Raw genomic sequence first — 23,579 nt, forward strand, 5'->3', positions numbered from 1 at the left:
TTTTCACGGGTTCGGCGCGGGATTTGCGCCGGCGGGAACAACCATCCCGAGGTAAGGCTGGACAACTTCGTAATCGCCATCGGTGATCGTGATCGGCCCGACGATGTCTCCCAGCAGGACGCCGTTCATGTAGGCTCGCCCGTTTTCGATGCGGTCAATGCGACCGCCGCTAGCGACGAAGCGAACGCGTTCGGGGTCGATGGGATGTTCATTCACGACGATCCCTTCGCCGTCCAGCAACGCTTGAATGTTCACCTTCGGGCCGTCGGACAGGAACAACTTGGCGTTGCCGGCGATGATCTTCGCCAGTTCTTCGTCGGTGTAAAGCGGCGGCTCCTCCACGCCGTACGCCGCGCGAATCCGATCGAGCCCCTTCTCCATCGCCTGAAGAAAGCCGCCGACGCCGTTCTCGCCGTGCTCTTTCAGCACGTCCTCCGTCTGGTCGGTCAGGACGTTCAGGTATTCGACGGCAAGGCGCTGGCCGCGGATGGTCGATTCGGGGACGCGGCCAAGTATCGCGTCCCGCTCTTGTTCGGCTACCTGCACCGGATCGAGAGCGCCGCAGAGCGCTTCATGGATATGCCGCAGCGGACGCCCGCTGTCGATGATGTCGCGGCATTCTTGGGGCTGTTCTTCCAGGCAGAGGCCGCAGAAAGGCCGCGGCGCGCGAGGCAAGCCGTCAGGCCCCGCATCGACAGAGACGATAGTTGCTCCCGGCAGCGGAATGCCAGCGGCAGTCAGGCTAGATCCGCAGCGTGCGCAGCCTTCCATGCAGTCGGCTTCCAGGCGAGCGCACTGCGCGTTGCGAATATTCCGGACTGCCGACTCGATCCAGTTACTGCCCGTGCTCATGCCTTCACCGCCTTCGCATGCGGATTGATCGCGTCGCGAACAAACTCCACGAACCGCCCGATCCGAACGGCCTCGTCGTCGATCACGAGCGACTTGACGCTCCCGCCTTCCGCCAAGGCTTCGGCGCGTTCGACGACGGACTTCGCCATATCCCAGCCCCGCAGCTCAAATTCGACACCGAACGGCTTGCTGTCGGGATCGTCGACCCCAAATCCCAGCATCACCCGGCTGGTCGTGCTAGCGCCGAGGCCCTTCGGCTCCGTCACGTACGTTTGGACGTACATCCGGCCTTTGTCGAATCGCTCCCCGAGCATGTACCCGACCGCATGCCTCAGGCGATCGCTGATCTGCTTGCTGGTGTAGTCCGTGTTCGTTGTGATCATATCCCCCGCCCCCGCGATTGAGTCCCGACACGCCGATTCTACCTACGCCGACGGACGATCGTCGGGACGGATGTGAACGGATTCCGGATCCAAGAATCGCCCGTCTGTCTCGATAACCTCGCCGTCGATCAGTAGGCGGAGGAATCGTTCACGGTCCATGGCGTCCCTTGCCTTTTGAATCCGATCGTCGATGCAGTCGATCGCCTCCTGAAGCGATTCCGGGCCGGCCCGCCGGAGTTCGCCGATCGTCATTTCTTCGATTGGTCGCTTCTCCGTCATGCTCCCGCCCTTTCGTCGACCTCTTCCGTCAGCCGCTCCATCATCCACCGCAGCGTATCGGCGCTGCTGCCGACGTGGTCGCCGTTCGCGAGCCGAGCGTTCGAACGGTTCAGCGCCAGATAAAGCCGACGGTACGTGTCCGAATCCTCCTGGCTGAGCTTCACCTTGATGTTCAGCGACGAGCCCGGCCAGACGCCCGCGAACTGATGCCCGCTCGCGCGGAGTTCGGCGACCGCTTCCGGCGTGTACGTCGCCGCGACGACGACCAGTTCGGACATGGTCGCGATCGGCATCTCCCGCACCGACGCTTCCCGCGGCGCGATCGCCGGGAAATGCTCGTCCGCCGCTTCTCCCGGCAGCGTTCCGCGTTCCATCGTAGCGCCGCCCTGCTGCTTCTTCACCATCGTGATCATCTCCGTGGGATCCAAGGTCGCCCGCCGGGTAGCTTCATCCCGGGCTGGGAAGGTTGAGGGGCAGGCGCCGCGTCGGGTCGAACAATTCCGCCCGGGCGCCAGCCGCAGAAGTGGCCCGCCGCGAAGGCGAGCATCGTCGAATCGAGCCAGTGGTTCTGCTTCCGGATCTGCTTCCAGACCAGGACCATGCCGCGGTCCTTCACGAAGTCCTCGACCTGCTTTTCCGCAGTCAGGTGCTTCACGTAGGTTCGATGTTCGTTCACGCCCGCCTTGTGCAGTAGGAAGCTGCCCCGAGCCTCGACCGCCGTCGACTGTCCGGACTCCCGGTCGATCTCGCGTCGCGGGGTTTCAAGGCAGCGGTGAACTTCGCTTTTCCAGTGATCGACGTTGATGATCGCTTCGTACAGCCGCGACACGTCGTTCTGTTGGAGATGGTATTGCTCTCCCTGAAAGACGGTCGCCTTCCCGGTCGTCGTTTTCCGCCCGTAATGCTGGAGCCCGTACTGAGACGTTCCGCGACCGTGGCACGCTCTCGCGATCGGCGCATGCGACCGGCAGAAGTCCTCGACCGTCTCAGTCCAGTGCTGGGCGTCAATCCAGATCGATGCCGGGTGAAACGTCTTGCCCGTCTTGAGGTTCGTCCAGCCTACGCCGATCGACTTGTCCCAGAGTTCCGCGAACCCGACCGCGAGAGCCCGTTCGACGCCGAAGCTCTTGGTAGGCAACTCGACTTGTCCGTATTCGATCTCGTACGGCCGCAGGTCCGACCAGCCGACCAGAGTCCAATACAGCCGGTACTTCTGGACGTCGCAGCCGAGCGTCAGAAATTCGACGTCGTCGGGAACTTGCCCCTCGCCGAAGTCGCTCTGCCGGCGAATCACTTCGTCGATCACGAGCGGCGTTAGATCTTGCTTCGGCGGTATGTATGGCTTGACCCACACGAACTGCGTCAGCTCGCGTTCGGCGCTCTCTTCGTCTTCCGCGCGGTCTCGCTTCCAGCATCCTTCCGCGATCGAGTCCTGAGACCAGAACAGATTATGGAAGGCCGACGCCCGGAACCCGAGTGTACGCGTCCGCGGGGGATCTCCGGTCGCTGAGCCGTCGCTGCCGATCGTCTGCTGACCGTGGACGAGGGCCGACCGCTCGACCATCTTCCGTCGTTCCGGGTCGGTGAGCGCCTCACCGCAGGACGGGCAGCAGAACCGCCCCTTCTCGCCAGCCTCGATCGCGTCCGCAGCGTCCTCGAATCCGACGAAGTGCTCGCGTTCAGGGGCGACCCATTCCCCGCAGTGAACGCACGGCGACAGGATTCGCGACGCTGATCCCTTCGTGTATTCCTGCCAGATGCGGCCTGTATCGATCGATGTCGTGCATTCGAGATAGATCCGCTTCCGGTCGTCGAACGCCTTTGTGCGGTTCTCCAGTTGCCGCAATGGGTCAGACTCTCGGCTCGTCCCGCTCGCCTCGTCCATCTTGTCGGCTTCCGTCACGACGACAACGCGAGAAGTGAATGCCGACCGCTTCTCGTCGCCGCCCTGGCCCGACATGAACTTCAGCGTGACACCGTTGCCGAACCGAACAGACTCCAGCTTGCCGCCCCCGCGAGACCCGGCGCCCCGCGTCGGCAGCAGGTCCCGATACCGCGAGCGCTCAATGACGGGAAGGATCTCCTCTTGCCACTTGTCGCCCGCGACGTCCATGGTCGGCACGCCGACGATCACGGTCTCCTTGACCTCGAATAAGTGCCAGAGCAGCGGAATGACGAAGCCGGCAAGCGTCTTACCGAATTGAACGGGCGCCGTGAACGCGAAGCGATTGAACCGACCGGAATCGATCGCGTCGAACCAGAGCCCGGAAACCGGTTGACGCGAGACGCGAAAGGGAAGGTTCTCGAACGGACCCTCCGGTAGCACGATCTCCTTTTCCGCGAATTGGCGAAGCGTTCGTAGTCGCGGCGCCCGTGCCTGGCGAAAGAACCGGTCAATCTCCTGCCGGAGAGCGTCGGGCCTAACGAGCGGGACAGAGGCCATGGCAGCGCCGGCGGCAAGAAATGATCGGCGGGAGAGCGTCATGGGTAGTCGTACCAGTTGCGCCCCGGAAGAACGACGTCGGCATCCCGTTCGTCGGCCTCCAGTTGCTGAACGCGGTCGCGAGCGGCCCTCCCCTGTTCGCATTCCTCGAAGAAGCTGGCATAGAGCCCTTCGAGTTCAGCCTTTTGCTTGGCAACCTCCGATTCCAGTTGCGCGATGCGGTCCCGTAAGTCCGGCGAAGGACCATCAGGGATAAAGCCGCCGGTCAGGTCGTCATTGAAGTCCCGCCGAAAGCCGAAGATGAACCGCCTCCCGTCGTTCCGCCAGACCGTCGCTTCGCCGTCGGCATTGATGCCGTACCAGAGATGGTCGTACTCTCGCCACGGGCATCGCACGACTGCTTCCCGTCCGTCTCGCTGCCTCCATCGCCCGATTCTCATGCCGCCTCCGATTCGCCGAATGAGGATGCAATCTCTCGCTGAAGCCCGTCGAACGCCTTCTCCGCAAGGTCCGCCGCGTCGGGCCCGAACTTACGCTCCAGGTCTTCGATCAGCCGACTGATCACGCCCGCAGACCGGTCCAGCACTTCGCGAATCTCTGCTTTCGGGACAAGGGCCCCCTCCTTCTGCTGAAGCTCCAGATCAAGCAGCTTCGACTTCTTCTCCCGACACCTCGCGAGCCAAAGGTCGCCGTCGCCGTCCTCCGCCTCGTCGCCGAACAACTCGTCGTCAATGTCGCGAGACTGGCGACGGCCCCTCCCGATCAGCGGGACCAGCTTCTGCCCGTGCTTCCCGAACGTGTCGTGGATCCAACGAACGACCGCCGAAAGATCGATCTTCTCGCCGCCGACCGGGATGCCGTACGTCTCAGCCTGCTCATTCAGCGTCCGAGACTGGCGACCGCTCATCTCGATATAGAGCGACTTCGGGATCGAACGAATGATCCCCAGCGCCTGCTCACGAACCTCCGCACGCTTCGCGCGGTTCCGCAGCGTGGTCTGATCGCGACTCCCAGGCGGTTTCGCCACGCTAAAGCCCCTGAGAGACGGACGCGAGAGAAGCCCTAGGACGCACGCAACGCAAATCGCGGCTGATGACGCCCGTTTTCAATCGAAACGCGTCAGGCGATTTTCTAGGGCCACGCAAAATCATCCTTACACGGGTTTCAGATTGTGTATCTGCAAAAACCGTGCTACCCCGGCTACGCCGCACTGCACGAGTTGGCCCCGGAAGGACCCCGATTTTTGTGTGGGTAACTCGCAACATTGTATGTGGATAACTCGTTTGGGTCATGGGGATTCCATGTGCGGTCGTCATGCGTTGGGAAGCTCCTGAGAATCGCCGTAAGTTTTTATGCGGTGTAGTCTTCGGGGAACTGGACTAGCGTGCTGCCGTCGCCAACTGCCGGTCTGCGATGGTCGCCGCTTCGCCCGGGCTGCACTTGTCGCGGGCCATGATGGAGGCGATCAGGTCTTCCCGCTCGCGTTCGATGTCCGGAGGCCTCGGCATCACGTCTCCAGGTATGTCCACTGACCAGCCTTCTCGCACAGGAACTTCCGGCCCGGAGGTAGTCAGGCGGTCGACGAGAGCGCCGCGAGGATTCGCGAACCGACCCCGATGGGAGCGTGCAATCTCGACGATTTCGACCACACGCGAGGGGTCGTAACCTGACTCCACGGCGATCCGGATGGCATGGTTCGCAAGTTTCGCACGGCTCCCGCGGACCGCCGAAACAGCGGGCTTCCATTCATCAGGAAGCGATTCAACGAAGGCCTTGTCCGCCGCCGCCGCCTCTCGCTTGCGCTCCGATGCGGTGGAGGGTAGGGAGGCGGAAGGATGTAATGTCTTGTCTTGTCTTGTAGGTAACGGTTCGCTAACGCTCGGGTAACGCTCGGGTAACGCTCGGGTGTTATCCGAGTCGTCTTTCGCACGCTTCGCCTTGAACTCCCTCTGCCTCCGGGCGTTAGCGAGCCGCTTCTTGGACGACACCGTGTGCCGCTTTTCGAAGCCCGGCATCTTGGCGCCATCCGCGTCGATGATCAGCCAGCCGGCTTCGATCAGGGATTCCGCGAACTTCGGAACGCCGATTCTGGCGTTGATGATCTTCGCGGAGACCTTCGGCATGAAGCCGTCGGTCGTCTGTTCATCGAACCAGCCCCAGAACTTCCAGAGCTTGCCGACGAGCAGATCAGCGTCGATTTCGAGTTCCGCTTGGATCAGCAGAAACTCGGGCTTGTCCTGTAGGTCCAGGTCCATCGGAAACCAACCAGCCATGATCGTCGAATCCTTCCCTACGTCCCTGTTGCCGATCAGTCCTCAGTCCCACATGCTCGCATCGAAGCTTCCGCCGACCGGCTGCTCTTCTTCGTCCCGGCGGTTGTACTCGTCGAACTCCGAATGCCGTTTCTCCGCGAACGTGTCGAACCGCGTGTAACTGGGCGACCAGGCGAGCTTGACTTCGCCGATCGGTCCGTTGCGTTGCTTCGCGACGATGATCTCCGCTTGGCCGGCGACCTCTTCGCGAGCCTTCCCGGGCGGCAGGTAATACTCCTCCCGATGAACGAAGAGCACGACGTCGGCGTCCTGCTCGATCGCTCCCGATTCGCGAAGATGCGCGAGTCGCGGGCGGTTATTGCCCCCCTGCTCCGTCTGCCGGTTGAGCTGCGCGAGACAGAGCACCGGAACCTTCATGTCGCGGGCGAGCCCCTTCAGGCGCCGCGTCATCCGGGCGACTTGCTGCTCGCGCGGAATCTTGTGGTCGTCCGCCTCCATCAGTTGCAGGTAGTCGATCACGATCAGCGACAGCGACCCTTCGCGACGCTTGAGCAGGCGGGCCGCGGCGGAGACGGACGCGACCGTGCGGTAGGGGGCGTCCTCCACGAAGAGCCCGGCGGGAGCGATTCGCCCGAACGCCTCTTGGATCCGTCGGCGATCGTCGTCGTTGAACGTGCCGCGCTGCAGGCGATGGCCGTCGACGCGGGCTTCGCTCGACAGCATCCGCATCCCGATTTCGACCTTCGACATTTCGAGGCTGACGAAGAGCACGACGGGCCGCGAATCGCTTTCGTCGTCTCCGGTCGCGACGTTGGTCGCCACGTTCAGGGCCCAGGCCGATTTACCCATCGACGGACGAGCGGCGAGGATGACCAGTTCGCCCGCGCGAAGCCCGCCGGTCATGGCGTCGAAAGCGCTAAAGCCCGTGCGAACGCAACCGTCGTCGGAGCTCCCGGCCTTGCGATGTTCCGCAGCGTCGATCGATTGGTGCAGGACTTCCTTGATCGTTTCGGCCTTCGCGACCTGGCGCCCTTCCGCGAGAGCGGAGAGCCGGCCTTCCGCGACCGTCAAAATGGCCCGGGCGTGATCCTTCTGGTCGACGACGTCGCGGATCGTTTCGGAAGAGGCTTCGATCAGCGATCGACGCATCGCCTCTTCGACCACGAGGTTGGCGTAATAGACCAGGTGGGAGCAATGCGGGACCGCTCTCGCGAGCCTGGCGAGCTTCGCGTGCCCGCCGATCTCGTCCAGTTGCTTGCGGCGCCGGAGTTCGGAGACGAGCAACGTCAGGTCGATCTTCTTCCCGTCGCCGTACATATCCGCGATGGCGGAATAGATGCGGCGGTGGGACTCGTCGATGAAGTCTGCCGGCTTGAGGAGCGACGCGACTTCGTCGATCGACTCGGGCATGATCATCAGGCTGCCGAGCACCCCCTCTTCGGCGTCCAGATTGGACGGCAGGGGCATGTCGGCGGGGTTCGCGGTCTTCGTTTCAGTTCGTGCCATTTCGATTCCTTCCGGTCGCTTCGTGCGGGTCTCAGGCGGTTTCCATCGCGAGTCGCGGCTGGGCTTTGACGAGCCGCTTCCGGACGAGCTTCGCGTGATCGGGGTTCAGGTCGATGCCGACCCAGCGTCGGCCATGTTCAAACGCGACAGCCGCCGTCGTTCCGCTGCCCATGAACGGGTCGAGCACGACGCACGGCGCGACGCATCCGGCAGAATCGCCAGACCGTCGAGTACGTCGCCGATCAGCAGTCGGCCGCCGGGAAGGGGGATTTCCTGAACGTCGCTCATTCCTAATCTCCCCAGCTACTTCGCGGGCGATCCGCCTGGCTGAACAATTCCTTGCCCTCTTCCATCCGCTTCCGCAGTTCGGCGACGCGGTCGATCGTGCCGACCGGGGCCTCGAGTCGTTCGCCTTCCGAAAGCGGCGCGGGCTCGTAATCCGGTTCGGCGACCTTTTCCGCGGGGACGCCCGGTATACGGCGCAGCCATTCCACGCCGATCGCCTTACAGCGCTTGCGTACTTCCGGCTCCGTCACGCCGATCGCGAGCGCCAGGTCGCCGGTCGTCATGCTCGCGGCGTTCGCTCGCAGGTAGGCGTTCGATTCCTCGACGGTCATCAGCGGCCGCCGGGCGGAGCGCTTCGGGCCTTCGGAACGGACCCGGCGGGTGTTCGTGGGAAGCGCCTGCATCGGGCGGCGGTGGATGGGTGATTGTTCGACGCTCATTGGCGAATCCCTTCGGAGAGGAGAGTTACGCGGTCGCCTTCACTCGTTTCGCCAGGTCCAACGCGACCTTCGCGGCTTCGATGAAATGGGTTCTCAGGTCCGCGATCACGATCACGCAGCGCCCCTTCGGCATGGTCGAGTCGTAGAAGCTCTGCTGCGCCCGCACGAACTTGTCGTCGGCCCAGACGCCCGCATAGGTCAGCGAGTCTTCGAGACACTTCAAACGGTTCGTTAGGTCGCCCCGCACGTCCGCCAGGCGAACGATAATTCCGACCGGGTGTTCGATCGGGCCTTGCGACGGTCGGCCCTGCTCAAGCACGTCCACGAAGACGGATTCGCGGAACGCCTTGATCTGCTTCGGCGTGTAGTGATGGCCGTTGCCGGTTCGCGACTGACGATTACCGGACGGTGGCTGCGGAAGGCGGTAGACGAGACGCATGGATTCCGTTCCGTCGGTGAATGAAATGCGGCCTGCGGGGTCGCGTGCCCCGTCACGGGTAAACCGGCCCCGCCGCGTTTGGGACAGGCCGCACGCCGGCGACCGGGCATGAACCCGATCGCGCGACGGATGATGACTCACGCGGCCCGATCGGGAGCACGAGGGTTCGTGCGTTCGGCCGCGTCTCGCGACTTCGGATGAGGGTTCCGGAGCTTGGCGTTGCGAACCTCCTCCCGGTCCACCGACATCGCGCGGGGCGCGTCGATTCCGACTCGCACCTTCCCGTTGGAAACTCGCACGATGGTGATCGTGATCTCGTCGTTGATGACGATCTTTTCCGACTCGACCCTGGACAAAACGAGCATGACGTAACCCTTCCCTCTGGTTGTGCTGAAACGCCGTTTCTGGCGTGACCTCGGGGGCCGAGCGGAATTGCCCGGCCCCCGGTCACCAATCCGTTTGGCGACTCACGAGAGCCGCCCTCAATCCGCACTCCGGCGTTCCTGCTGTGATCCATCACCCGGGGCAACCGCGCCCCGGCGTCACTTCCAAGTCTCAGTCAGTTCGAACTTCGACATTCAGCCCGGGTCGCACGCACCCGCCGCGAGCTTCGCCTTCGTGATCGCATCCCCGGCATCCGCGATCGGGTCCGCCTCCGAACGAATCGCCCGGAAGTCCTGGATAGCCTTCGCGATGCCGGCTTTCATGCCCGCTTCGACCAGGTCGACGAGCATCGGCGAAGGGTGTTCGTGGCCGAGGTCGGAGAGGATCGCCCGGGCGAAGGCTTCGTAGTTCGGGGAGGCAAGCGGGACGGCGACCACAGCGATTCCGTTCGGTGAAAGATCAGGGAGCGGGAACGAACGTCGCGATGTTCCGCAGGTCGCTCACGGGCATCGTTTCCGGATGGAAGTAGATAACCGCCATGCTTCGCGAACGGGCGTAGTCGATTTCGGCAGCGACCCCGACCGACTTATCCCAGCCTTCGAGCTGCACGACGACGAGCGCGTCGCAGCGGTCGATGAACGCAAGGTCAAGCTCCTGCCATGCCGCCCATGCGTTCGTCATCGCTTCGAGCATCTGGCCGTGGACGGCGATCGGATGGCTGTGGGCAATCGGCGAGAACGGCAGCAGGTAGCCGTCGAGAAGGACGTCGGCGGCGATCTTCGAGACCTGCTCGAAACGCTGCTCGCGAACGTGCTGGTTCGGATGCGAATAGGGCGACGCGAGGTAGACCAGCGGCTTGCGAGACATGCGAGGGCTTTCGATGAACGACGTGATTCAGAAGAGGTTTCCCGGCTTCGGCGCCAGAATCCAGACCGCCGCTTTCGATCCGGTTCGCGTCTCGCGACGTTCGCCGTTCTTGCGGATCAGCCCGGCACGTTCCATTTCTTTGAAGCGGCCTGAGATGGTGTTTTGCGGGCGATCCCAGACTTCCGCGAGCTTGTCGCAGATGACGCCTTCGGGATGCTCCGCGAGGTAAGCGACGATCAGGTCGCGGTCTCGTTGATGGTGGCCGCAACTGTCGCGATAAGCCGCGACGGAAGTCGAGGCGCCGCGGGAGCGTGAGCAGACGTCGGCGGTGGTCATGTCCTGCCGGTCTCCTCTTCGATCGCGTGCATCCGCAAAACGCCGGTGATGAAGTCCGTCGGAGCGTGTCGCCGCATCGCCTCACGCCACTCGCGAAGCCCGTTGGCGAGCATCAATTTCTTGTCAACGCTGGTCAGTCGCGAACGATCGATGTCGCGAAGGGCCTTGCGAAGTTGTTCGCGAAGCTGGTCGCCGTTCACTTCGCCTCCTGCTGCGAGAGATCGCCGGGGGCGGCTTTGCGGGGACGACCGCGACGAGGCTTGCCCATCGCGATCACGTCGGCGATCGACATGCCCCGCTCATGGACGCAGAGGCGAAGCGTCTGAAGCGAGAGCGGCAGTTCTCTCGCCCATTCCGTCAACGCGAGCCGGCGCCCGTCGTGCTCGAACAACTCGGTCGTTCGGCGGTTTCTCCACTGCTCTCCGCGGGGGATGTAGCAGCAGTTCGAGGGACAGTAGTCGCCGTTCACGTCGACACGTTCGAGCGACATTCCTTCGGCCATCGGGCCAAGGTCGGCATAGAACCGGGCGAAGTCGTCGACCCACTCAGGGCAGATCGAAACGCCGCGGGCGCCGTAGATCGCATAGCGGTCGCATGTCGGATCGAGGCATCGCCGCCGCATGTTGCCCCACGCTTTGTAAGCGCGATGACGTTCGGGCGTCTGCCGGACATTTAGGGAACCGCGACGGGCTCGCTTGCGAGGGGAGGCGATCACGATGCAACCTCCGCTTCCCGGTAGAACTTCGCGCGGAGCGTGTCGTTGTCTTCGACCTCGACGGATGCCTTCAGGCCGAACGCCTTGGCAGCGTCGTATAGGTACGACTGAGCGCTCGCGATCCGAGTCGCGTCGCCGAAGTGAACCCCGCGGCGGACCTTCACCCAGCGTCCAGACACCGCGCTTCGCAGCAGCGCCTTGATCGGGTACGTCTGCTTCCGCCCCTGCTTCGCCAGTCCTTCGGCCATGTTGCCGCTCCAATGGAACCTTGAAGATTCTCCCAAAGAGTATCTAGAAGGTTCTTGGAGTGCAAGCCTTTTTCGGACTACGATTCAGCGTGCGGGGAGGCGAGAAGGGAGTTGGTGCATCCACAACTTCCCGATCGCAAAGCAGTTACCCCCGTCGCATGGCACGAAAGAAGAAATCTGAGGGAGGCACGTTCGACAAGGAAGCGAACCCCGCTCGAAACGCCGCCGATGTGCGGCAGTTCGCTGGAGAGTTCGTCGAAAGGGTCGCGAAAATGCAGTTCCGGATGCTCCAGGCGGCATCCCGCATGGACGAACTAGGCCCTGACTTCCGGGTGAAGTTCATCCTGTCGATGGCGCCAAAGCTCCTCGCTGAGCTAGAGGAGCGATTCGACGCGCAGTTCGAAAAGAAGCTCGGGCGTGAAATTAACAAAGCCAAGGCCCAGCGGCTTTTGCGTCAGATTCTCGACGAAGAGGGCTGAATTACTTAGAAAGTTTGTTTGACAGGAATCTTCAAGGTTCCTATGATCGAAGGCGTGGGGGCAATCGGCTCTCACGCCTTTCTGCATTTGGTCACGGCCAAGCGATGACGACCGCGAACGCTTCAACGCCTTCCTCTCTCGCCTTGCGGTCGAACGCCTTCGCCGCGGACTTGGCCTCACGCTTAGGGAGCCGCCTCGCATCGATCGTCCTGCCGGTCGGATCGCGAATCTCTAACGTCGCCCGCTTCCGCTTTCTACGCCTCATCGTCCTGCCCTCGATGACGGTACTAATGCTGATCGCCTGTGCGCTTTCAATCCATTTTGCCGAATGTCCTGTCGCGTTAGGGCCGGCGCTGTCAGCGCTGCCGGGATGTTCGCCTAGTTCCACGGAAAAACTCCGCCACGTCCTACGAGCGCCGCGCGCCCTCGGATCGGTCGGATTTTCAAAGACTTCGCCCGCAACGGCTTAGGTGCATTCGGGCGCCGCTGTTTCACGAACGTCACTTCGGAGGGAATCGCATGAGCACGATCGAAAGCCCCGTCGCGTCGACTGAAGAGCTTCGCCGCATCTCGCTGGACCCGGCCGCGAAGAACCGGCAACTGATCGTCGAACAGGATGACCTGAAGCTCTCGCTCGACACGGCCAACGCGGACCTCCTGAAGCTCGACCGCGAGCATCGGCAGCTTCTCCGCAAGAACCGCGAGCGGAATCCGGAGCCGGACGACGTGCTTCGCGGGCTGGTCGCGATCGACATCGACACGCACGAGCACGAGCGGCCCTACGTCGAGCGCGAAGAGTTCGACCGGCGAATGCGACTCGCGGTGGAGGACCGGCCCGAGCGGAAGAACTACCTCCTGCGGGTCCGGTTCTTCAGGTTCTCGGCGATCCCGGTGAAGGCGAAGGACTGCATCGGCGTCGATCGCGAGTGGACGGCGGAACTGGTGCTGGGCAGCGTGCGGGAGTGCTTCAGCAACACGATCGAAGCCTCATACGCGATCGAAACCTCATGAACCCTTTGCCTCGCCTGTGTTGCGCGCGCACCGATACCGGAGAGCGTTGCGGTTCCGCTGCAACGCACGATCTCCGGTATAGCGCGAAGTGTGCAAAGCACTATCGCTTTCGCCACATGCGAAGCACCGCCAGAAGCCGCGGCAAGTCAGTGCCTGAGATTCGGCAGTTAGAGCTTATGGTGCCGCCGGACATGCGTTGCCCGCACTGCGAGGAGGCTATGTACTGGACCGGCCGCGAGGCGCCCCACCACCGGCAGGTCATAAGCCTTCAGCACTACAACGACGGGACTTTCGGCTTGATCTGCTTCGGATGCAATTCACGCCATGGACACCTCAAGCACCTAAGCGACGAATTTAATCTCTATCCAGGCGGCCGCGGCTGCGTTGCGTGCGGCGACTTCAAGCCGCTCGACGCATTTCATAGGCAGTCAACCAGCCGCGACGGGAGGCAGGTTAGATGCAAGGTGTGCACGGCGAAGATGGATCACGACCGGGCGGTGGCGAATGCGAAGTGGTGGAAGGACCGACTGCTCTGGCTGACGGAGAACGGGCTGCCAACGGATGGGGTTGGCCCGACCGATCCCTTCGCGCTCACTACTTCAGGGGCAGCCGTTCTATATGCGGACGATGGGAGTGTGAGACGCGGCTATACGAAGCAAGCGACGAGCATCGGCTGAACTGTGCTGCGTGCAAACGGGAACTACGAAAGATGCTATCGCGACGAGGGAATTGAACCATGATCGCTGACGACCGAATCTTCGAGGGCATCTACTTCGGGCTTCCCGCTGGCGAATATCACGCCGCGAAAGCGCTCTCGCATTCCGGCATGAAGCGGCTCGCCGAAAGCCCGCTCTCCTACTGGCATTCGCAGCAGCCAGGCGTGTTCGAAGAAGACGGCGACGCTTGCCGCTGGGGCCGCATCGTCCATGCGTTTCTCTTGGAGCCCGACACGTTCGGCGAGCGGTACGCGGTGAAGCCGAAGCCGGGCAACTACGAAGGATGCCTGCGAACGCACGACGACGTCAAGGCGTGGCTGAAGGCGAAGGGCGAGAAGGTCGGCGGGACGAAGCCGGAACTGATCGAGCGGGCCATCGCTGCCGGCTGCGACGTGCCGATCTTCGATCGCGTCCTGGAGGAATGGGAAGCGGCGAACGAAGGCCGTGGCCGCCTGAGCGAAGCCGAACTCGCGAAGCTGAACGAACTGTCGTCCATCATCGAGAACGACCCGAAGGTGAAGGCGACGCTGTCCAACGGCTACCCCGAGGTCTCTTTCTTCGTTCGCGACCCCGAGACGGGCGTGATGCTGAAGGCCCGCATGGATTGGGTGAAGACCCGCGCGACGCTCGACCCGAAGACGCTGACGCCGCGAGGCAACGAACCGTGGAAGTCGTCCGTCAATCGCGAGATTTACTATCGCGGCTACTGGCGTCAGGCCGTGGTCTACACGCGGATTCGCGAACTCTGCCGGCAGCGGTTGCTAGACGACGACATGCCGATTTACGGCGCCGCTCCGCCCGCGAAGTGGTTGTCCGAATTCGCCGAGAGCGAGCACGCTTTCGCGTTCCTGTTCATTCAGGCGGACCAGCCGTTCCACCTGGACCTCGTGTCGCTTCGCCCTGCCGGAAACGTCGTCGGCCCGAACCTGTATTGGTCGCAGGCCGAAGAGTGGATGAAGGACCGGATCGCTCAGTACGCCGAATGCGTCGATCGGTTCGGCGACAGGCCCTGGAGAGACAGAACGGAGGTCCGTTTCCTCCAGGACGACGACATGCCCCAACTCGTTTTCGCTCAGGACTCGCAAGTATGACCTTCCGCAAAGCAGCCCGTCGCCACGTCCCGATGCTGATCGCTCTCGCGGGCGTCAGTGGATCGGGAAAGACTTACTCCGCATTGATGCTCGCCGCTGGACTCACGAAGCCGGGCGGTCGAATCGGATTCATCGACTGCGAAGCGGGCCGCGGCGAAGCCTACGCGGACGATCCGGGCATCATGGCCGCGATCCCGCAAGGCTATGAGTATCTGGAAATGCGGTCGCCCTTCTCGCCTGAGAACTACATCAAACTTCAGGACCAAGCAGAGGGCGCCGGGCTCGACACCATCGTGATCGACAGCGCGACCCACGAATGGGAGGGCATCGGCGGCTGTCACGACATCGCGGAACAGAACAAGAGCAAGAAGACCGGGCAGTTGAACTGGATCATCCCGAAGCGCCAGCATAAGACGTGGATGAACCGCATTCTCGCCAGCCGGGCGCACCTGATCTTCTGCCTCCGGGCTCGCGAGAAGGTGAAGGTTCTGAACGGCGGCAGCACGTTCGAGTCGCAGGGCATCCAGCCGGTGTGCGAGAAGAACTTTATGTTCGAGATGACCCTTTCGGCCATGATCGAAGAGGGCTCGCACCTGGCCCGTCCGATGAAGGTTCCGAAGCCGCTGGAAAGCATCTTCCCGGCCAATGGTTCCCTTATCACCAAGGCGACCGGCGAAGCTCTGCGGGCCTATGCCTCAGGCGGCGCGAAGGTGACGGTATCGACCGAGACGCTGGCCGATCAGGCGCGGAGTCATGCCCAGCAAGGCGTCGAATCCTTCCGGGAGTTCTGGAAGACGCTCGCGCCGGTTCATCGCGAAACGCTGAAGCCGCAGATGGAAGACTTCCAAGAGATAGCGACCACCGCAGACCAGCTTCGCGAGGCTGAAGCCCGCGGCGAATTCAGCGAAGCCGACGTCGAATCCGAGGATGCCTTGACGGGCTTCTGACCATGACACGCCCCGATCTCTCCTTCGTCGAATACGACACTTGTCCCTCGGGAGAGCGACACGTCGCGGTCCTAGTGAGCTATCGGGGCGTTCCGTCGGTAGCGTGTTCTCGATGCGGACGGTGGTTTTCCCACCTTCGTCCTGACCAGGTTCCGAAGGGCGAGCTTCCGGTATTGGAGCCGCCGAAGCGAAAGGCGAAGTGATGTACTACCTCATTCGCGACACGGCTTTCTTGGCCGCGATCTTCTACTTCGCCGGGGTCGCGTTCTGGCGGATCGCAGACGCCTGGCTTCTGTATCAGGATCTCCCTTTCTAAGGAATGCATGATGGAACTGAACGAAGTCGGCACGAAGATGAACGCGGCGCTCGATTACATGGGCGACTTTCTGAAGTGCGTCTGCGCGGGCCGTCGCATATCGAAGCCGCTGACTGGCGGATACACGGCGGACGACCTTGCGTCGATGGACGCCATCATGCAGCCGATGGGCGACTATCTCGACGGCTGCGGAGTGATGGACGAAGAGGACGAAGAACAGGCAGTCGTCGCCGCTGGATTCGACGCCTATCGCGAGTTTACTGGCGATCCATCTCCGCGCGAGCATCGCGTCGATGTCTCCGGCCTGCATCCGATCGAACATTGTTTCGCGGCGCTCGCGAAGCTCCAGGTTCCGTTCGAGTTCACGCCCGCTGAACCGGAAGTCGGAATCCCGGCGTACATCTCGATCCCGAAAGATCAGGTCGAGCGGGTCAAGAAGCTCGAAGCGGAGATGCGAGCGGCTAAAGGCGAGTAGGCGGCTTCTGTATCAGGGCGCTTAGGAGGGGAAGGGCATTGGACACTGAACGACTTTCCGAGATTCGACTGCACGCAGAGAAGGGGCAGTTCTTCGGCGGCGATCTGCCGGAGTTGCTTTGCGAATTCGATCGCGTCCAGCGTGAGAACAAGCGGCTTCGCGGCGTCCTGAACGACATAGCGGGCCGCCTCGGCAGCTTCAGCCGCAAGGCGAAGGACGCGCAGGAACTGGCGTTGCTGTGGGGCAAGGCCGAGCAGGTCGAAGCGGAGTCTGCCACCCCATGACCGACCCCCAAACCGCGTACGAAGTCGGCAAGGTCGCCATCGCGGCGATCGCGTACCGCGGCTTTCAGATCGAATATCGCCCGAAGCCCGTTCCGACGACGGCGTTCGACTGGCTGTACGCGGCGGACGGCTACGACGGGGCGCCTGACAGCGGGGATCGCAGGTGCGGCTTCGCGGGGAGCTTGGAGCAGGCGAAAGCGGCGGTGGATGAACTCTTATAGGAGGCTGGGGTGTAATGGGCGACGAACGCGAGAACTGGACCTTAGAGCAGATCCTGCTTGACGACGATTGGGCCGAGTCGTTCGGCGATCGGTCGAGCGGAAACACCACGAAGGACGTTTCAGCCTACGGCGTCAGCGATGAGCCGTTCAGTAGGACGGACATTGCCGAAGTCGTCGCTGCGATGGTCGAGAACCCCGGCGGAAGCGAAACGTCGGTCGCTGGACTGTTCGTCCTGAAAGACGGCCGCTTCGCAGCGATCGAGGCGTCCTGCGATTACACCGGCTGGGACTGCCAAGCGTCGAACACGATGACAGTCGCCGGATCGCTGATCGATTGCGTCGTCTACGGCCTGACGTGGAGCGGTCGTTCGATCCTGAGAGGGGCCTGCCGGGGCATCCTTTGGCAATGACTTACTTGGAGCATCACGCGAGATACTTTCGCCGAATCGACATTTAGGCGGTTGACGCATCGACGACTCTGTTTACGATTAGGTAGTTGTTGCATCGCCCAAGTAGCTACGGTGTCTGAAATGAAGTTCGCCTATGCCGACCCGCCTTATCTCGGCTGCGGTCAAAAGCTCTACGGCTCGATGCACGCCGACGCCTCGGATTACGACAAGCCCGAGACACACCAGGCGTTGGTCGAGCGGCTTTGCGACGAGTTCCCGGACGGTTGGGCGCTGAGCCTGCACAGCCCGTCGCTGAAGATCATCTTGCCAATGTGCCCGGAAGACGTTCGCGTCATGGCGTGGGTAAAACCGTTCGCGGTTTTCAAGGCGAACGTAACCGTCGCCTACGCATGGGAGCCGGTTATCGTGCGAGGGGGTCGCAAGCGGCCCCGAACCATGCCGACCGTCCGCGATTGGGTTTCCGAGTGCATCACGCTGAAGAAGGGCTGTCCCGGCGCCAAGCCTGAAGGCTTCTCGTTCTGGATCTTCGAGGTGCTGAACATGGAGCCGAACGACGAGTTCGTCGATCTGTTCCCCGGAAGCGGGTCGGTCGGGAAGGCTTGGGAGCGTTTCCGCAACCTTCGTACGCTGCCCTTCGCCGCTGAATCCCTCCCGGAACTGGACGACGACGATCGGGCGGCACTGGATTCTCTTGGCGGCGACTTCATTCAGCGGCTGCTTCAGGAGGGCCGATAGTCCATGACCGACACCCCCTGCACCTTGATAGAAGCCGTCCGGTACTTCTCCGATCTGGACGTTTGCGACGACTACCTGAAGTCGATCCGCTGGCCCAAAGGCGAGCCGGTTTGCCCCGCCTGCGAGTCGAAGCAGATCGGCGAAATCAAGTCGCGTCGGAAGCTCCAATGCAAGGGCTGCCGCAAACAGTTCAGCGTGAAGGTCGGCACGATCTTCGAGGACTCCCCGCTTGGTCTCGACAAATGGTTCGTCGCGGTCTGGTCGGTCGCGAACTGCAAGAACGGAATCAGCAGCCACGAACTGGCGCGGGCGCTGGGGGTCACGCAAAAGACGGCGTGGTTCATGCTCCACCGCATCCGCAAGGCGATGGAGTGCGAGTCGTTCGACAAGTTCGACGGGCCGGCAGAAGCGGACACGGCCTACGTCGGCGGTCGCGCTGAGAACATGCACAAGCACAAGCGGGCGAAGCGAATCAAGGGACGCGGCCCGCTCAATAAGGTCGCGGTTCACGGCGTCCTGCAACGGGCGATCGACGACAAGCCGAGTCAGATTTCCGCAGCCGTCATCGGCAGCGAAACCAGCGACCGGCTGATTACCGACGTTCGCCGGAAGGTCCGCTACGGCGCGGAAGTCTACACCGATCAGGCGAGCGCCTACGGCGACCTGTGCCTGACGCACGTCCACGATGCCGTCGATCACTCCCGCGAGTACGTGCGGGGAGCGGTCCACACGAACGGCGTGGAGAACTTCTGGTCGCTCCTGAAGCGGGGCCTGCACGGAACCTATATCGCCGTCGCCCCGTTCCACCTGAACCGCTACGTCGCGGAACAGGCGTACCGATTCAACAATCGGAAGGTCGGCGACGGGGTTCGCTTCCGCGATCTGGTCGCTCAGACGATCGGCAAGCGGCTGACGTATCGCAAGCTCTGCGGCATCGAGGATGCCGGTTTCATGGGTCTCGAATAAGGACGGTTCGACGATGGCGAAGGCGAAGAAGCCGCAAGGCTGGAAGGCGTTCGACGAGCTAACGAAGAAGCTGGTCAACGTCCCCAAAGAGGAAGTCGAACAGAAGATCGCGAGCGCTCCGAAGCGGAAGGCTCGAAAGAAGAAGCGAAAAAACTGAGTGTCCATTTCAGCCGCTTTCAATCCGCGCGTTCGTGATGCGTCAAGTCAGTCATTGCCCATCCTTTCGGGGCAGTTCGATTCCACGAAAGCCGGCTGGCAGAAGGTCGCGTCTGATTGGTGGGAAGAGAACGGCAACGAAGGCGCCGCGACGTTGCTCCTGAGCAGAGAGTGGAGTGACGAGGAGGCATTGTGATCGCGACCGCAGACATCATCCGGCAGACCTGCGCCGAACTGATCGATTCACAGGAGGAATGACCATGCGAGCGCCGCAAACGGCGATGGAAGAACTGAAAGCGTTTAGCGACATCGGCGGGCTATGCTCCACGAGCGAGGTCTGCCAGATCACCGGTCTGTCGGCTAGCACCGTCGCAGAACTGCTTCGTGAAGGGAAGCTCTCCGGCGTCAAGGGCAAGGCTCGCCATAGCCCGTGGAAGATTCAGCGGGCGAGCGTCTATCGATACTTCAAAGCCGAATTCGTCGAATCAGGAACCTAAATCGTGGCGAAGCGTCGTCGTCAAAAAGGAACTGGAACCCTCCGCAAACGCGGCTCGCGATGGCACGCGGAGATCCAGATCGAAACGACGCAGGGACGCACCGTCGCACGTCAGGCGTTCCGCACGAAGGGCGCCGCAGAGAATTGGCTGAAGACGATCGGGGAGAAGGAAGGCGCCTACCAGTTCGACCCGACGAAGCCGATGGGACCGCTCGTCAAGCGTTGGCTGGACGGCCACTGCAAAACGGTCGAGCCGAATACGCGGCTGTCGCTCGAATACGCCTACAAACTCGCCCTGCCCTATCTCGATTCGCTGACGGTCGCGACTTCGACCCCGATGGAGATCGACCGCTGGATGGGCGAACTGAAGCTCACGCCGGACCAGCGATACCGCGTGTTCAAACTGCTTCGTCAGTTTTTCAAATGGTGCGTCCGCATGGGCGAGGTTCGGACTTCGCCGACTTCCGTCCTCTCGGCTCCGAAGGTCGAGCGGCGACGGGCGGTCGTGCTGACCGAAGACCAGTGCCTGGCGTTTCTCGCGGCGGCGAAGGAGACGGCGAACTACTCCCTCTTCGTCGTGCTGCTCACCTGCGCGATCCGACCCGGCGAAGCGTTCGCCCTGCAATGGGAAGACGTCGACCTGGAAACCGGAACGATCCATATCCGGCAGACGCTTGAGGATCTGTCGCACAGCCTGCGACTGAAGGCGCCGAAGACGAAGGGATCGGAACGCCGCATTCCTCTTCCGGCGATCGCCCGCGAAGCGATCGAGGAGCACGCCGCGAAGGGCGGACGAAAGGGCTTCGTTTGGAAATCGTCACGAGGGCGACCGTTCCGTCGAACGCACTTCAGCGTCCACTACCTGCGCCCCGTCCTGGACGCCGCGAAGCTCCCCCCGATCAGAACGTACGATCTTCGTCATACCGGCATCACGATCATGCTGCTGAAGACGAAGAACCTTCGCCGCGTCTCGTCCGTCGCCGGCCATGCGAACCCCGCCGTAACCCTCCGGCACTACGCCCATTTGGTCGATATGCGGAGCGACGAATTCCTCAACGAAGTCGACGCCGTTTTCCGTCCGACCGAGAATAAAGTACAAGACAGCGTACATCCGGCCCCGTCAGATGACGCCAAGACAGACGCAAGCAGCGACGGGAGCGGTAGTTAGGCGATGAGCGACGAATTGACCGTATATTGTCGTAATGGCACGTCACCGCGACGAAGCGGCGCCGGAGCGAGCCTTCCGCTTCGCTGCGCAGCGCCTTCGCGATCGCGGCCGAGCCGATCCGCGCGACCGTCCGGTCGACGACCGAGGTGAATTCGTCGAACACGACCAGCGGATCGCCGGTCGCGTCGTTCGCTTCCGACGTCTCCGCACGATCCGCGTCCAGCAGCGCCCGGGCCAGATCGCAGCGGAAGCGTTCGCCCTGGGACAGAACGCGATAGGGCTTGATCCAGCTCGGCGGACTGCCGAAGCCGACCGAGGCGAGCATCCGCACGATCTGCCCGAAGGGTCGCTCGCCGAAGCCGTCGATGACCGCCCGATCCTCCGGCCACTCGGCGCCGGTGAAGAGACGCGTCCCGTAGGCCGCCCGTGCGATGGTCGACTTGCCGCTGCCCGAGGGTCCGACGATCGCGCCGATCCGCCAGGGCTCTTCGAGCGCAGGAAGCTCCGCCGTGAAGCGTTCGCCGATGCTCGTTTCCAGCGGCACGTCGAACATGCCGGCGACCTGGCGGACGCGGAACGAATCGACGACAGGAGTCTCTACGACAACGTCGAGACGCGGCATGCGTACCCCTCCCCTCGCAGACGTTCGAAGACTTCGCGCTGCTCCCGTTCGTCCCGGCAGGCGACGATGACGTGATACGTCTCGGGCACGTCGACCTCGGGCGGATCGCTCTCGGACGCGACGCTCTCTGTCTTGTTTCGCAGGTCATCGAGCATGGCCCGGATGGCAGGACTCTCGAACGAGACGTTCGCCGCCAGTTCGGCCAGCCGGTCGTCGTCCCGTCCGGCGAGTCCCGCGAGCGGATCGACGGTCAGCAGCAGCTTGTCCGCCTCCTCCGCGGTCACGTCGAGCACCAGGACCGGAATGTTTCCGTCTCCCAGCGTCTCGGCGCGAAGGTGCCCGTCGATCAAGTGCAGCGCGCCCTCTTCGTCTTCGCGGACGAGCGCGGCGTCGGCGAGCCCGATCTCCGCCAGCGCGCCGCGGAGGACGTCCCGCTGTCGATCGGAATGCGTCCGCCAGTTCTTCGGATGGGGACGCAGAACGCTCGCCGGCACGCGGCGGAGTTCGCGGATTCGGTCGCGGATGTGCATGGGTGGAACCTCAGAGTCTTTACTTGTGTGCCATGGCTGGCTTGTCCAGCCGTGAATGCGGTCGTCCACTCCCGGCCGCGAGACCGCCGCGCGAACGATGTCCCAAGACGACGCCTGTTCCTGCCGTGTCCTGCACGGCTGGACAAGCCAGCCATGGCACACAGGATTTCATCACGTCACGCTTCCCGTCGCGGCGAAGGCTCCCGGCGTAAACCCTGCGGCAGCGACGGCGCCGGGGGAGTCGTCCGTCGCTGATCGCGCGCCGGCGAGAAAGGACCCGACGCGACCATGCAGGACCGCCCTGCCCTCTCCGTCACGAGCGATCGCCCGGGCGTACCGCGGCGAAACGAACAGCACGTGGCGACGATCGAGCAGGTCGATCGAACCGTTCGCCACCGGCAGCGTCGCCGTGAGCGATCGACGCAGGCTTTCAGTCGAGGGAGCGAGCATGGGCATCGAGTTCCGTTTCTTGGAGGGCGGGTCTGACGAGGCTTAGCTGTCATGTGTGCCATGCCCACATCGCGCCAGCAGGGTGGGCATGTAAGGTTCGGCTGGCGCCCGGCATGCCCACCCTTCCTTCGGAGATGTGGGCATGGCACACAGAGTTGTCGAACCTGACGAGCGAATCCGGTTGGACTACTAAGAAATGGAACGCAGCGCTCCTTGCGAAAACGTCGTTCCGTCGTCGGCAAGATCGGCTTCGAGCACCGGGGCTCCGGCGGCGTCGACGATCCGCCGCAGCGTGGCGCTCGCCTGCGAATCGTTCCGCAGCCACATGTAAACCAGCATCAGCGCCTGACGAAGCGTCGGCTCGGGCGGGATGTCGGCGACCGATGCGATCTCCGCCAGCGGTTCGTTCGTCAGCGTCGCCACGCCGGCCAGGATCTCCGCAAGCTTCGTCGACGACGCGTCGATCGCCGCCCGCACGTCGGCCGGAGCATGCGTCGATCGGGACGAAACGTTCGCATCCAGCCTCGGCGCCCCGGCAGCCAGATCGACGGCCGCGCTCTCCGAGCCGACGATCTCCCGCAGATCGACCTGCAACCGGTTCGCTGCCGAAAGGGCCACCGCCTCTCCCGCCAGCGTGGCGACGTCGATTCGCAAGCGATCGTCGCTCGAGAGTTCGACCGTCTGGCCGAGCAACCTGCCGACGTCGACCCGACCCGACGCGTCGAAGAAGGGCTCGATCCGCCGGGCTTCGCTGCGCCCGATCCTGATCGCCGCCTTCGCAGGAACGCCGGCGACGGTCGCCGCTACCGCGAGTTCCCACCACTCGCCCGCGGCGGCATCGACGGGCAGGATCGCCGTCGCGCGGTAAAGGCCCGTCGCGAAGGACGCGACGCTGACGCTGACCGCCGTCGCGACGCCGCCGCGGACCAGCGTTCCGGTCGGCAGCGCATCGGCGGCGATCGCTTCGCCCGACCAGGGATCCTGGGTCGCGAAGAGGAGCGTCGCCGTTTCCCCGGGATAGACCACCGACATGACGAAGCTCCTGACGAACAGAGA

The 23,579-nt window shown here is 63.1% G+C and carries 36 protein-coding genes; 13 read left to right on the forward strand and 23 right to left on the reverse strand.

The window, feature by feature from the left end:
• Positions 1-3: 3 nt before the first annotated feature.
• The 18 genes from SH602x_RS24755 to SH602x_RS24840 all read right to left on the reverse strand — a co-directional run bounded on the left by SH602x_RS24755 (position 4) and on the right by SH602x_RS24840 (position 11,450).
• Entirely contained in the window at positions 4-852 is an 849-nt protein-coding gene (locus SH602x_RS24755; protein ID WP_479474809.1) for a hypothetical protein, read from the reverse strand.
• The gene (locus SH602x_RS24760) at positions 849-1,235 is read right to left on the reverse strand and encodes a hypothetical protein (RefSeq protein ID WP_479474810.1); all 387 of its coding nucleotides are present in this window, start codon (positions 1,233-1,235) and stop codon (positions 849-851) included. Before SH602x_RS24760 ends, SH602x_RS24755 begins: the two co-directional genes overlap by 4 nt.
• A gap of 275 nt (positions 1,236-1,510) precedes the next feature.
• A complete protein-coding gene (locus SH602x_RS24765) occupies positions 1,511-1,942 on the reverse strand; it encodes a hypothetical protein (RefSeq protein WP_479474811.1) in 432 nt (143 codons plus the stop codon).
• On the reverse strand, positions 1,924-3,957 hold the full coding sequence (locus tag SH602x_RS24770; protein ID WP_479474812.1) for a terminase gpA endonuclease subunit: 2,034 nt from the start codon (positions 3,955-3,957) through the stop codon (positions 1,924-1,926). The genes SH602x_RS24765 and SH602x_RS24770 overlap by 19 nt, the downstream gene beginning before the upstream one ends.
• Positions 3,958-3,995: 38 nt before the next feature.
• Positions 3,996-4,352: an urease subunit beta gene (locus SH602x_RS24775; RefSeq protein WP_479474813.1), complete on the reverse strand. Its 357-nt coding sequence runs from the start codon at positions 4,350-4,352 to the stop codon at positions 3,996-3,998.
• A gap of 41 nt (positions 4,353-4,393) precedes the next feature.
• A complete protein-coding gene (locus SH602x_RS24780; RefSeq protein ID WP_479474814.1) occupies positions 4,394-4,984 on the reverse strand; it encodes a hypothetical protein in 591 nt (196 codons plus the stop codon).
• A 352-nt stretch (positions 4,985-5,336) separates the two neighbouring features.
• Positions 5,337-6,230, reverse strand: a complete 894-nt coding sequence (locus tag SH602x_RS24785) for a hypothetical protein (RefSeq protein WP_479474815.1) — start codon at positions 6,228-6,230, stop codon at positions 5,337-5,339.
• A 42-nt stretch (positions 6,231-6,272) separates the two neighbouring features.
• Positions 6,273-7,736 (reverse strand): replicative DNA helicase, encoded by a 1,464-nt coding sequence (gene dnaB / locus SH602x_RS24790; RefSeq protein ID WP_479474816.1) that lies wholly within the window; start codon positions 7,734-7,736, stop codon positions 6,273-6,275.
• Between the two features lie 31 nt (positions 7,737-7,767).
• Positions 7,768-7,923: a DNA methyltransferase gene (locus SH602x_RS24795; protein ID WP_479474817.1), complete on the reverse strand. Its 156-nt coding sequence runs from the start codon at positions 7,921-7,923 to the stop codon at positions 7,768-7,770.
• A 103-nt stretch (positions 7,924-8,026) separates the two neighbouring features.
• Complete coding sequence (locus tag SH602x_RS24800; protein ID WP_479474818.1) at positions 8,027-8,461, reverse strand: hypothetical protein; 435 nt, start codon at positions 8,459-8,461, stop codon at positions 8,027-8,029.
• Positions 8,462-8,486: 25 nt separating this feature from the next.
• Entirely contained in the window at positions 8,487-8,900 is a 414-nt protein-coding gene (locus tag SH602x_RS24805) for a RusA family crossover junction endodeoxyribonuclease (RefSeq protein ID WP_479474819.1), read from the reverse strand.
• A 137-nt stretch (positions 8,901-9,037) separates the two neighbouring features.
• Positions 9,038-9,265, reverse strand: a complete 228-nt coding sequence (locus SH602x_RS24810; RefSeq protein ID WP_479474820.1) for a carbon storage regulator — start codon at positions 9,263-9,265, stop codon at positions 9,038-9,040.
• A gap of 213 nt (positions 9,266-9,478) precedes the next feature.
• Positions 9,479-9,721 carry a hypothetical protein gene (locus tag SH602x_RS24815; protein WP_479474821.1) on the reverse strand — a complete coding sequence of 81 codons (243 nt, stop codon included), beginning with the start codon at positions 9,719-9,721 and terminating at the stop codon, positions 9,479-9,481.
• Between the two features lie 22 nt (positions 9,722-9,743).
• The gene (locus SH602x_RS24820) at positions 9,744-10,151 is read right to left on the reverse strand and encodes a DUF1937 family protein (protein WP_479474822.1); all 408 of its coding nucleotides are present in this window, start codon (positions 10,149-10,151) and stop codon (positions 9,744-9,746) included.
• 27 nt (positions 10,152-10,178) lie between these two features.
• Entirely contained in the window at positions 10,179-10,487 is a 309-nt protein-coding gene (locus tag SH602x_RS24825; RefSeq protein ID WP_479474823.1) for a hypothetical protein, read from the reverse strand.
• Positions 10,484-10,687 (reverse strand): hypothetical protein, encoded by a 204-nt coding sequence (locus tag SH602x_RS24830; RefSeq protein WP_479474824.1) that lies wholly within the window; start codon positions 10,685-10,687, stop codon positions 10,484-10,486. The genes SH602x_RS24825 and SH602x_RS24830 overlap by 4 nt, the downstream gene beginning before the upstream one ends.
• Positions 10,684-11,109 (reverse strand): hypothetical protein, encoded by a 426-nt coding sequence (locus tag SH602x_RS24835; RefSeq protein ID WP_479474825.1) that lies wholly within the window; start codon positions 11,107-11,109, stop codon positions 10,684-10,686. The genes SH602x_RS24830 and SH602x_RS24835 overlap by 4 nt, the downstream gene beginning before the upstream one ends.
• A gap of 89 nt (positions 11,110-11,198) precedes the next feature.
• Positions 11,199-11,450 carry a hypothetical protein gene (locus SH602x_RS24840; protein WP_479474826.1) on the reverse strand — a complete coding sequence of 84 codons (252 nt, stop codon included), beginning with the start codon at positions 11,448-11,450 and terminating at the stop codon, positions 11,199-11,201.
• A 59-nt stretch (positions 11,451-11,509) separates the two neighbouring features.
• Between SH602x_RS24840 and SH602x_RS24845 the strand changes: the two genes are divergently transcribed.
• Entirely contained in the window at positions 11,510-11,929 is a 420-nt protein-coding gene (locus tag SH602x_RS24845; RefSeq protein ID WP_479474827.1) for a hypothetical protein, read from the forward strand.
• 91 nt (positions 11,930-12,020) lie between these two features.
• On the opposite strand, the gene SH602x_RS24850 is transcribed toward SH602x_RS24845, so the two are convergent.
• Entirely contained in the window at positions 12,021-12,317 is a 297-nt protein-coding gene (locus SH602x_RS24850; RefSeq protein WP_479474828.1) for a hypothetical protein, read from the reverse strand.
• A 131-nt stretch (positions 12,318-12,448) separates the two neighbouring features.
• Between SH602x_RS24850 and SH602x_RS24855 the strand changes: the two genes are divergently transcribed.
• The 12 genes from SH602x_RS24855 to SH602x_RS24910 all read left to right on the forward strand — a co-directional run bounded on the left by SH602x_RS24855 (position 12,449) and on the right by SH602x_RS24910 (position 20,921).
• Positions 12,449-12,940 carry a hypothetical protein gene (locus tag SH602x_RS24855; protein WP_479474829.1) on the forward strand — a complete coding sequence of 164 codons (492 nt, stop codon included), beginning with the start codon at positions 12,449-12,451 and terminating at the stop codon, positions 12,938-12,940.
• A gap of 736 nt (positions 12,941-13,676) precedes the next feature.
• The gene (locus SH602x_RS24860) at positions 13,677-14,747 is read left to right on the forward strand and encodes a PD-(D/E)XK nuclease-like domain-containing protein (RefSeq protein WP_479474830.1); all 1,071 of its coding nucleotides are present in this window, start codon (positions 13,677-13,679) and stop codon (positions 14,745-14,747) included.
• Positions 14,744-15,694 carry an AAA family ATPase gene (locus SH602x_RS24865; protein WP_479474831.1) on the forward strand — a complete coding sequence of 317 codons (951 nt, stop codon included), beginning with the start codon at positions 14,744-14,746 and terminating at the stop codon, positions 15,692-15,694. The genes SH602x_RS24860 and SH602x_RS24865 overlap by 4 nt, the downstream gene beginning before the upstream one ends.
• A 326-nt stretch (positions 15,695-16,020) precedes the next feature.
• Complete coding sequence (locus SH602x_RS24870; protein WP_479474832.1) at positions 16,021-16,485, forward strand: hypothetical protein; 465 nt, start codon at positions 16,021-16,023, stop codon at positions 16,483-16,485.
• 38 nt (positions 16,486-16,523) lie between these two features.
• A complete protein-coding gene (locus SH602x_RS24875) occupies positions 16,524-16,769 on the forward strand; it encodes a hypothetical protein (RefSeq protein WP_479474833.1) in 246 nt (81 codons plus the stop codon).
• Complete coding sequence (locus tag SH602x_RS24880; protein ID WP_479474834.1) at positions 16,766-16,990, forward strand: hypothetical protein; 225 nt, start codon at positions 16,766-16,768, stop codon at positions 16,988-16,990. Before SH602x_RS24875 ends, SH602x_RS24880 begins: the two co-directional genes overlap by 4 nt.
• Positions 16,991-17,004: 14 nt before the next feature.
• A complete protein-coding gene (locus tag SH602x_RS24885) occupies positions 17,005-17,400 on the forward strand; it encodes a hypothetical protein (protein WP_479474835.1) in 396 nt (131 codons plus the stop codon).
• Positions 17,401-17,451: 51 nt separating this feature from the next.
• Positions 17,452-18,135 (forward strand): hypothetical protein, encoded by a 684-nt coding sequence (locus SH602x_RS24890; RefSeq protein ID WP_479474836.1) that lies wholly within the window; start codon positions 17,452-17,454, stop codon positions 18,133-18,135.
• 3 nt (positions 18,136-18,138) lie between these two features.
• Positions 18,139-19,101 (forward strand): IS1595 family transposase, encoded by a 963-nt coding sequence (locus tag SH602x_RS24895; protein WP_479474837.1) that lies wholly within the window; start codon positions 18,139-18,141, stop codon positions 19,099-19,101.
• Between the two features lie 13 nt (positions 19,102-19,114).
• The gene (locus SH602x_RS24900; RefSeq protein ID WP_479474838.1) at positions 19,115-19,258 is read left to right on the forward strand and encodes a hypothetical protein; all 144 of its coding nucleotides are present in this window, start codon (positions 19,115-19,117) and stop codon (positions 19,256-19,258) included.
• Positions 19,259-19,517: 259 nt separating this feature from the next.
• On the forward strand, positions 19,518-19,754 hold the full coding sequence (locus SH602x_RS24905) for a helix-turn-helix domain-containing protein (RefSeq protein WP_479474839.1): 237 nt from the start codon (positions 19,518-19,520) through the stop codon (positions 19,752-19,754).
• 3 nt (positions 19,755-19,757) lie between these two features.
• Positions 19,758-20,921 (forward strand): tyrosine-type recombinase/integrase, encoded by a 1,164-nt coding sequence (locus tag SH602x_RS24910; RefSeq protein WP_479474840.1) that lies wholly within the window; start codon positions 19,758-19,760, stop codon positions 20,919-20,921.
• Here SH602x_RS24910 and SH602x_RS24915 read toward each other — a convergent pair.
• The 4 genes from SH602x_RS24915 to SH602x_RS24930 form a co-directional block, all read right to left on the reverse strand.
• Positions 20,806-21,543, reverse strand: a complete 738-nt coding sequence (locus tag SH602x_RS24915) for a hypothetical protein (protein WP_479474841.1) — start codon at positions 21,541-21,543, stop codon at positions 20,806-20,808. The genes SH602x_RS24910 and SH602x_RS24915 overlap by 116 nt on opposite strands.
• Complete coding sequence (locus SH602x_RS24920) at positions 21,519-22,073, reverse strand: ParB N-terminal domain-containing protein (RefSeq protein ID WP_479474842.1); 555 nt, start codon at positions 22,071-22,073, stop codon at positions 21,519-21,521. Before SH602x_RS24920 ends, SH602x_RS24915 begins: the two co-directional genes overlap by 25 nt.
• A 171-nt stretch (positions 22,074-22,244) precedes the next feature.
• Positions 22,245-22,523, reverse strand: a complete 279-nt coding sequence (locus SH602x_RS24925; protein ID WP_479474843.1) for a hypothetical protein — start codon at positions 22,521-22,523, stop codon at positions 22,245-22,247.
• 189 nt (positions 22,524-22,712) lie between these two features.
• Positions 22,713-23,555 carry a hypothetical protein gene (locus SH602x_RS24930; protein WP_479474844.1) on the reverse strand — a complete coding sequence of 281 codons (843 nt, stop codon included), beginning with the start codon at positions 23,553-23,555 and terminating at the stop codon, positions 22,713-22,715.
• Between the last annotated feature and the right edge of the window lie 24 nt (positions 23,556-23,579).

Source organism: Lignipirellula cremea, assembly GCF_056501455.1.

What these genes read in the sequence shown, in the direction of transcription:
- SH602x_RS24755 (WP_479474809.1), bottom strand. Translation starts at nt 852, where the DNA reads ATGAGCACGGGCAGTAACTGGATCGAGTCGGCAGTCCGGAATATTCGC.
- SH602x_RS24760 (WP_479474810.1), bottom strand. Translation starts at nt 1,235, where the DNA reads ATGATCACAACGAACACGGACTACACCAGCAAGCAGATCAGCGATCGC.
- SH602x_RS24770 (WP_479474812.1), bottom strand. Translation starts at nt 3,957, where the DNA reads ATGGCCTCTGTCCCGCTCGTTAGGCCCGACGCTCTCCGGCAGGAGATT.
- SH602x_RS24785 (WP_479474815.1), bottom strand. Translation starts at nt 6,230, where the DNA reads ATGGCTGGTTGGTTTCCGATGGACCTGGACCTACAGGACAAGCCCGAG.
- dnaB (WP_479474816.1), bottom strand. Translation starts at nt 7,736, where the DNA reads ATGGCACGAACTGAAACGAAGACCGCGAACCCCGCCGACATGCCCCTG.
- SH602x_RS24800 (WP_479474818.1), bottom strand. Translation starts at nt 8,461, where the DNA reads ATGAGCGTCGAACAATCACCCATCCACCGCCGCCCGATGCAGGCGCTT.
- SH602x_RS24805 (WP_479474819.1), bottom strand. Translation starts at nt 8,900, where the DNA reads ATGCGTCTCGTCTACCGCCTTCCGCAGCCACCGTCCGGTAATCGTCAG.
- SH602x_RS24810 (WP_479474820.1), bottom strand. Translation starts at nt 9,265, where the DNA reads ATGCTCGTTTTGTCCAGGGTCGAGTCGGAAAAGATCGTCATCAACGAC.
- SH602x_RS24820 (WP_479474822.1), bottom strand. Translation starts at nt 10,151, where the DNA reads ATGTCTCGCAAGCCGCTGGTCTACCTCGCGTCGCCCTATTCGCATCCG.
- SH602x_RS24825 (WP_479474823.1), bottom strand. Translation starts at nt 10,487, where the DNA reads ATGACCACCGCCGACGTCTGCTCACGCTCCCGCGGCGCCTCGACTTCC.
- SH602x_RS24835 (WP_479474825.1), bottom strand. Translation starts at nt 11,109, where the DNA reads ATGCGGCGGCGATGCCTCGATCCGACATGCGACCGCTATGCGATCTAC.
- SH602x_RS24840 (WP_479474826.1), bottom strand. Translation starts at nt 11,450, where the DNA reads ATGGCCGAAGGACTGGCGAAGCAGGGGCGGAAGCAGACGTACCCGATC.
- SH602x_RS24855 (WP_479474829.1), top strand. Translation starts at nt 12,449, where the DNA reads ATGAGCACGATCGAAAGCCCCGTCGCGTCGACTGAAGAGCTTCGCCGC.
- SH602x_RS24860 (WP_479474830.1), top strand. Translation starts at nt 13,677, where the DNA reads ATGATCGCTGACGACCGAATCTTCGAGGGCATCTACTTCGGGCTTCCC.
- SH602x_RS24865 (WP_479474831.1), top strand. Translation starts at nt 14,744, where the DNA reads ATGACCTTCCGCAAAGCAGCCCGTCGCCACGTCCCGATGCTGATCGCT.
- SH602x_RS24870 (WP_479474832.1), top strand. Translation starts at nt 16,021, where the DNA reads ATGGAACTGAACGAAGTCGGCACGAAGATGAACGCGGCGCTCGATTAC.
- SH602x_RS24880 (WP_479474834.1), top strand. Translation starts at nt 16,766, where the DNA reads ATGACCGACCCCCAAACCGCGTACGAAGTCGGCAAGGTCGCCATCGCG.
- SH602x_RS24885 (WP_479474835.1), top strand. Translation starts at nt 17,005, where the DNA reads ATGGGCGACGAACGCGAGAACTGGACCTTAGAGCAGATCCTGCTTGAC.
- SH602x_RS24895 (WP_479474837.1), top strand. Translation starts at nt 18,139, where the DNA reads ATGACCGACACCCCCTGCACCTTGATAGAAGCCGTCCGGTACTTCTCC.
- SH602x_RS24900 (WP_479474838.1), top strand. Translation starts at nt 19,115, where the DNA reads ATGGCGAAGGCGAAGAAGCCGCAAGGCTGGAAGGCGTTCGACGAGCTA.
- SH602x_RS24905 (WP_479474839.1), top strand. Translation starts at nt 19,518, where the DNA reads ATGCGAGCGCCGCAAACGGCGATGGAAGAACTGAAAGCGTTTAGCGAC.
- SH602x_RS24915 (WP_479474841.1), bottom strand. Translation starts at nt 21,543, where the DNA reads ATGCCGCGTCTCGACGTTGTCGTAGAGACTCCTGTCGTCGATTCGTTC.
- SH602x_RS24920 (WP_479474842.1), bottom strand. Translation starts at nt 22,073, where the DNA reads ATGCACATCCGCGACCGAATCCGCGAACTCCGCCGCGTGCCGGCGAGC.
- SH602x_RS24925 (WP_479474843.1), bottom strand. Translation starts at nt 22,523, where the DNA reads ATGCTCGCTCCCTCGACTGAAAGCCTGCGTCGATCGCTCACGGCGACG.
- SH602x_RS24930 (WP_479474844.1), bottom strand. Translation starts at nt 23,555, where the DNA reads ATGTCGGTGGTCTATCCCGGGGAAACGGCGACGCTCCTCTTCGCGACC.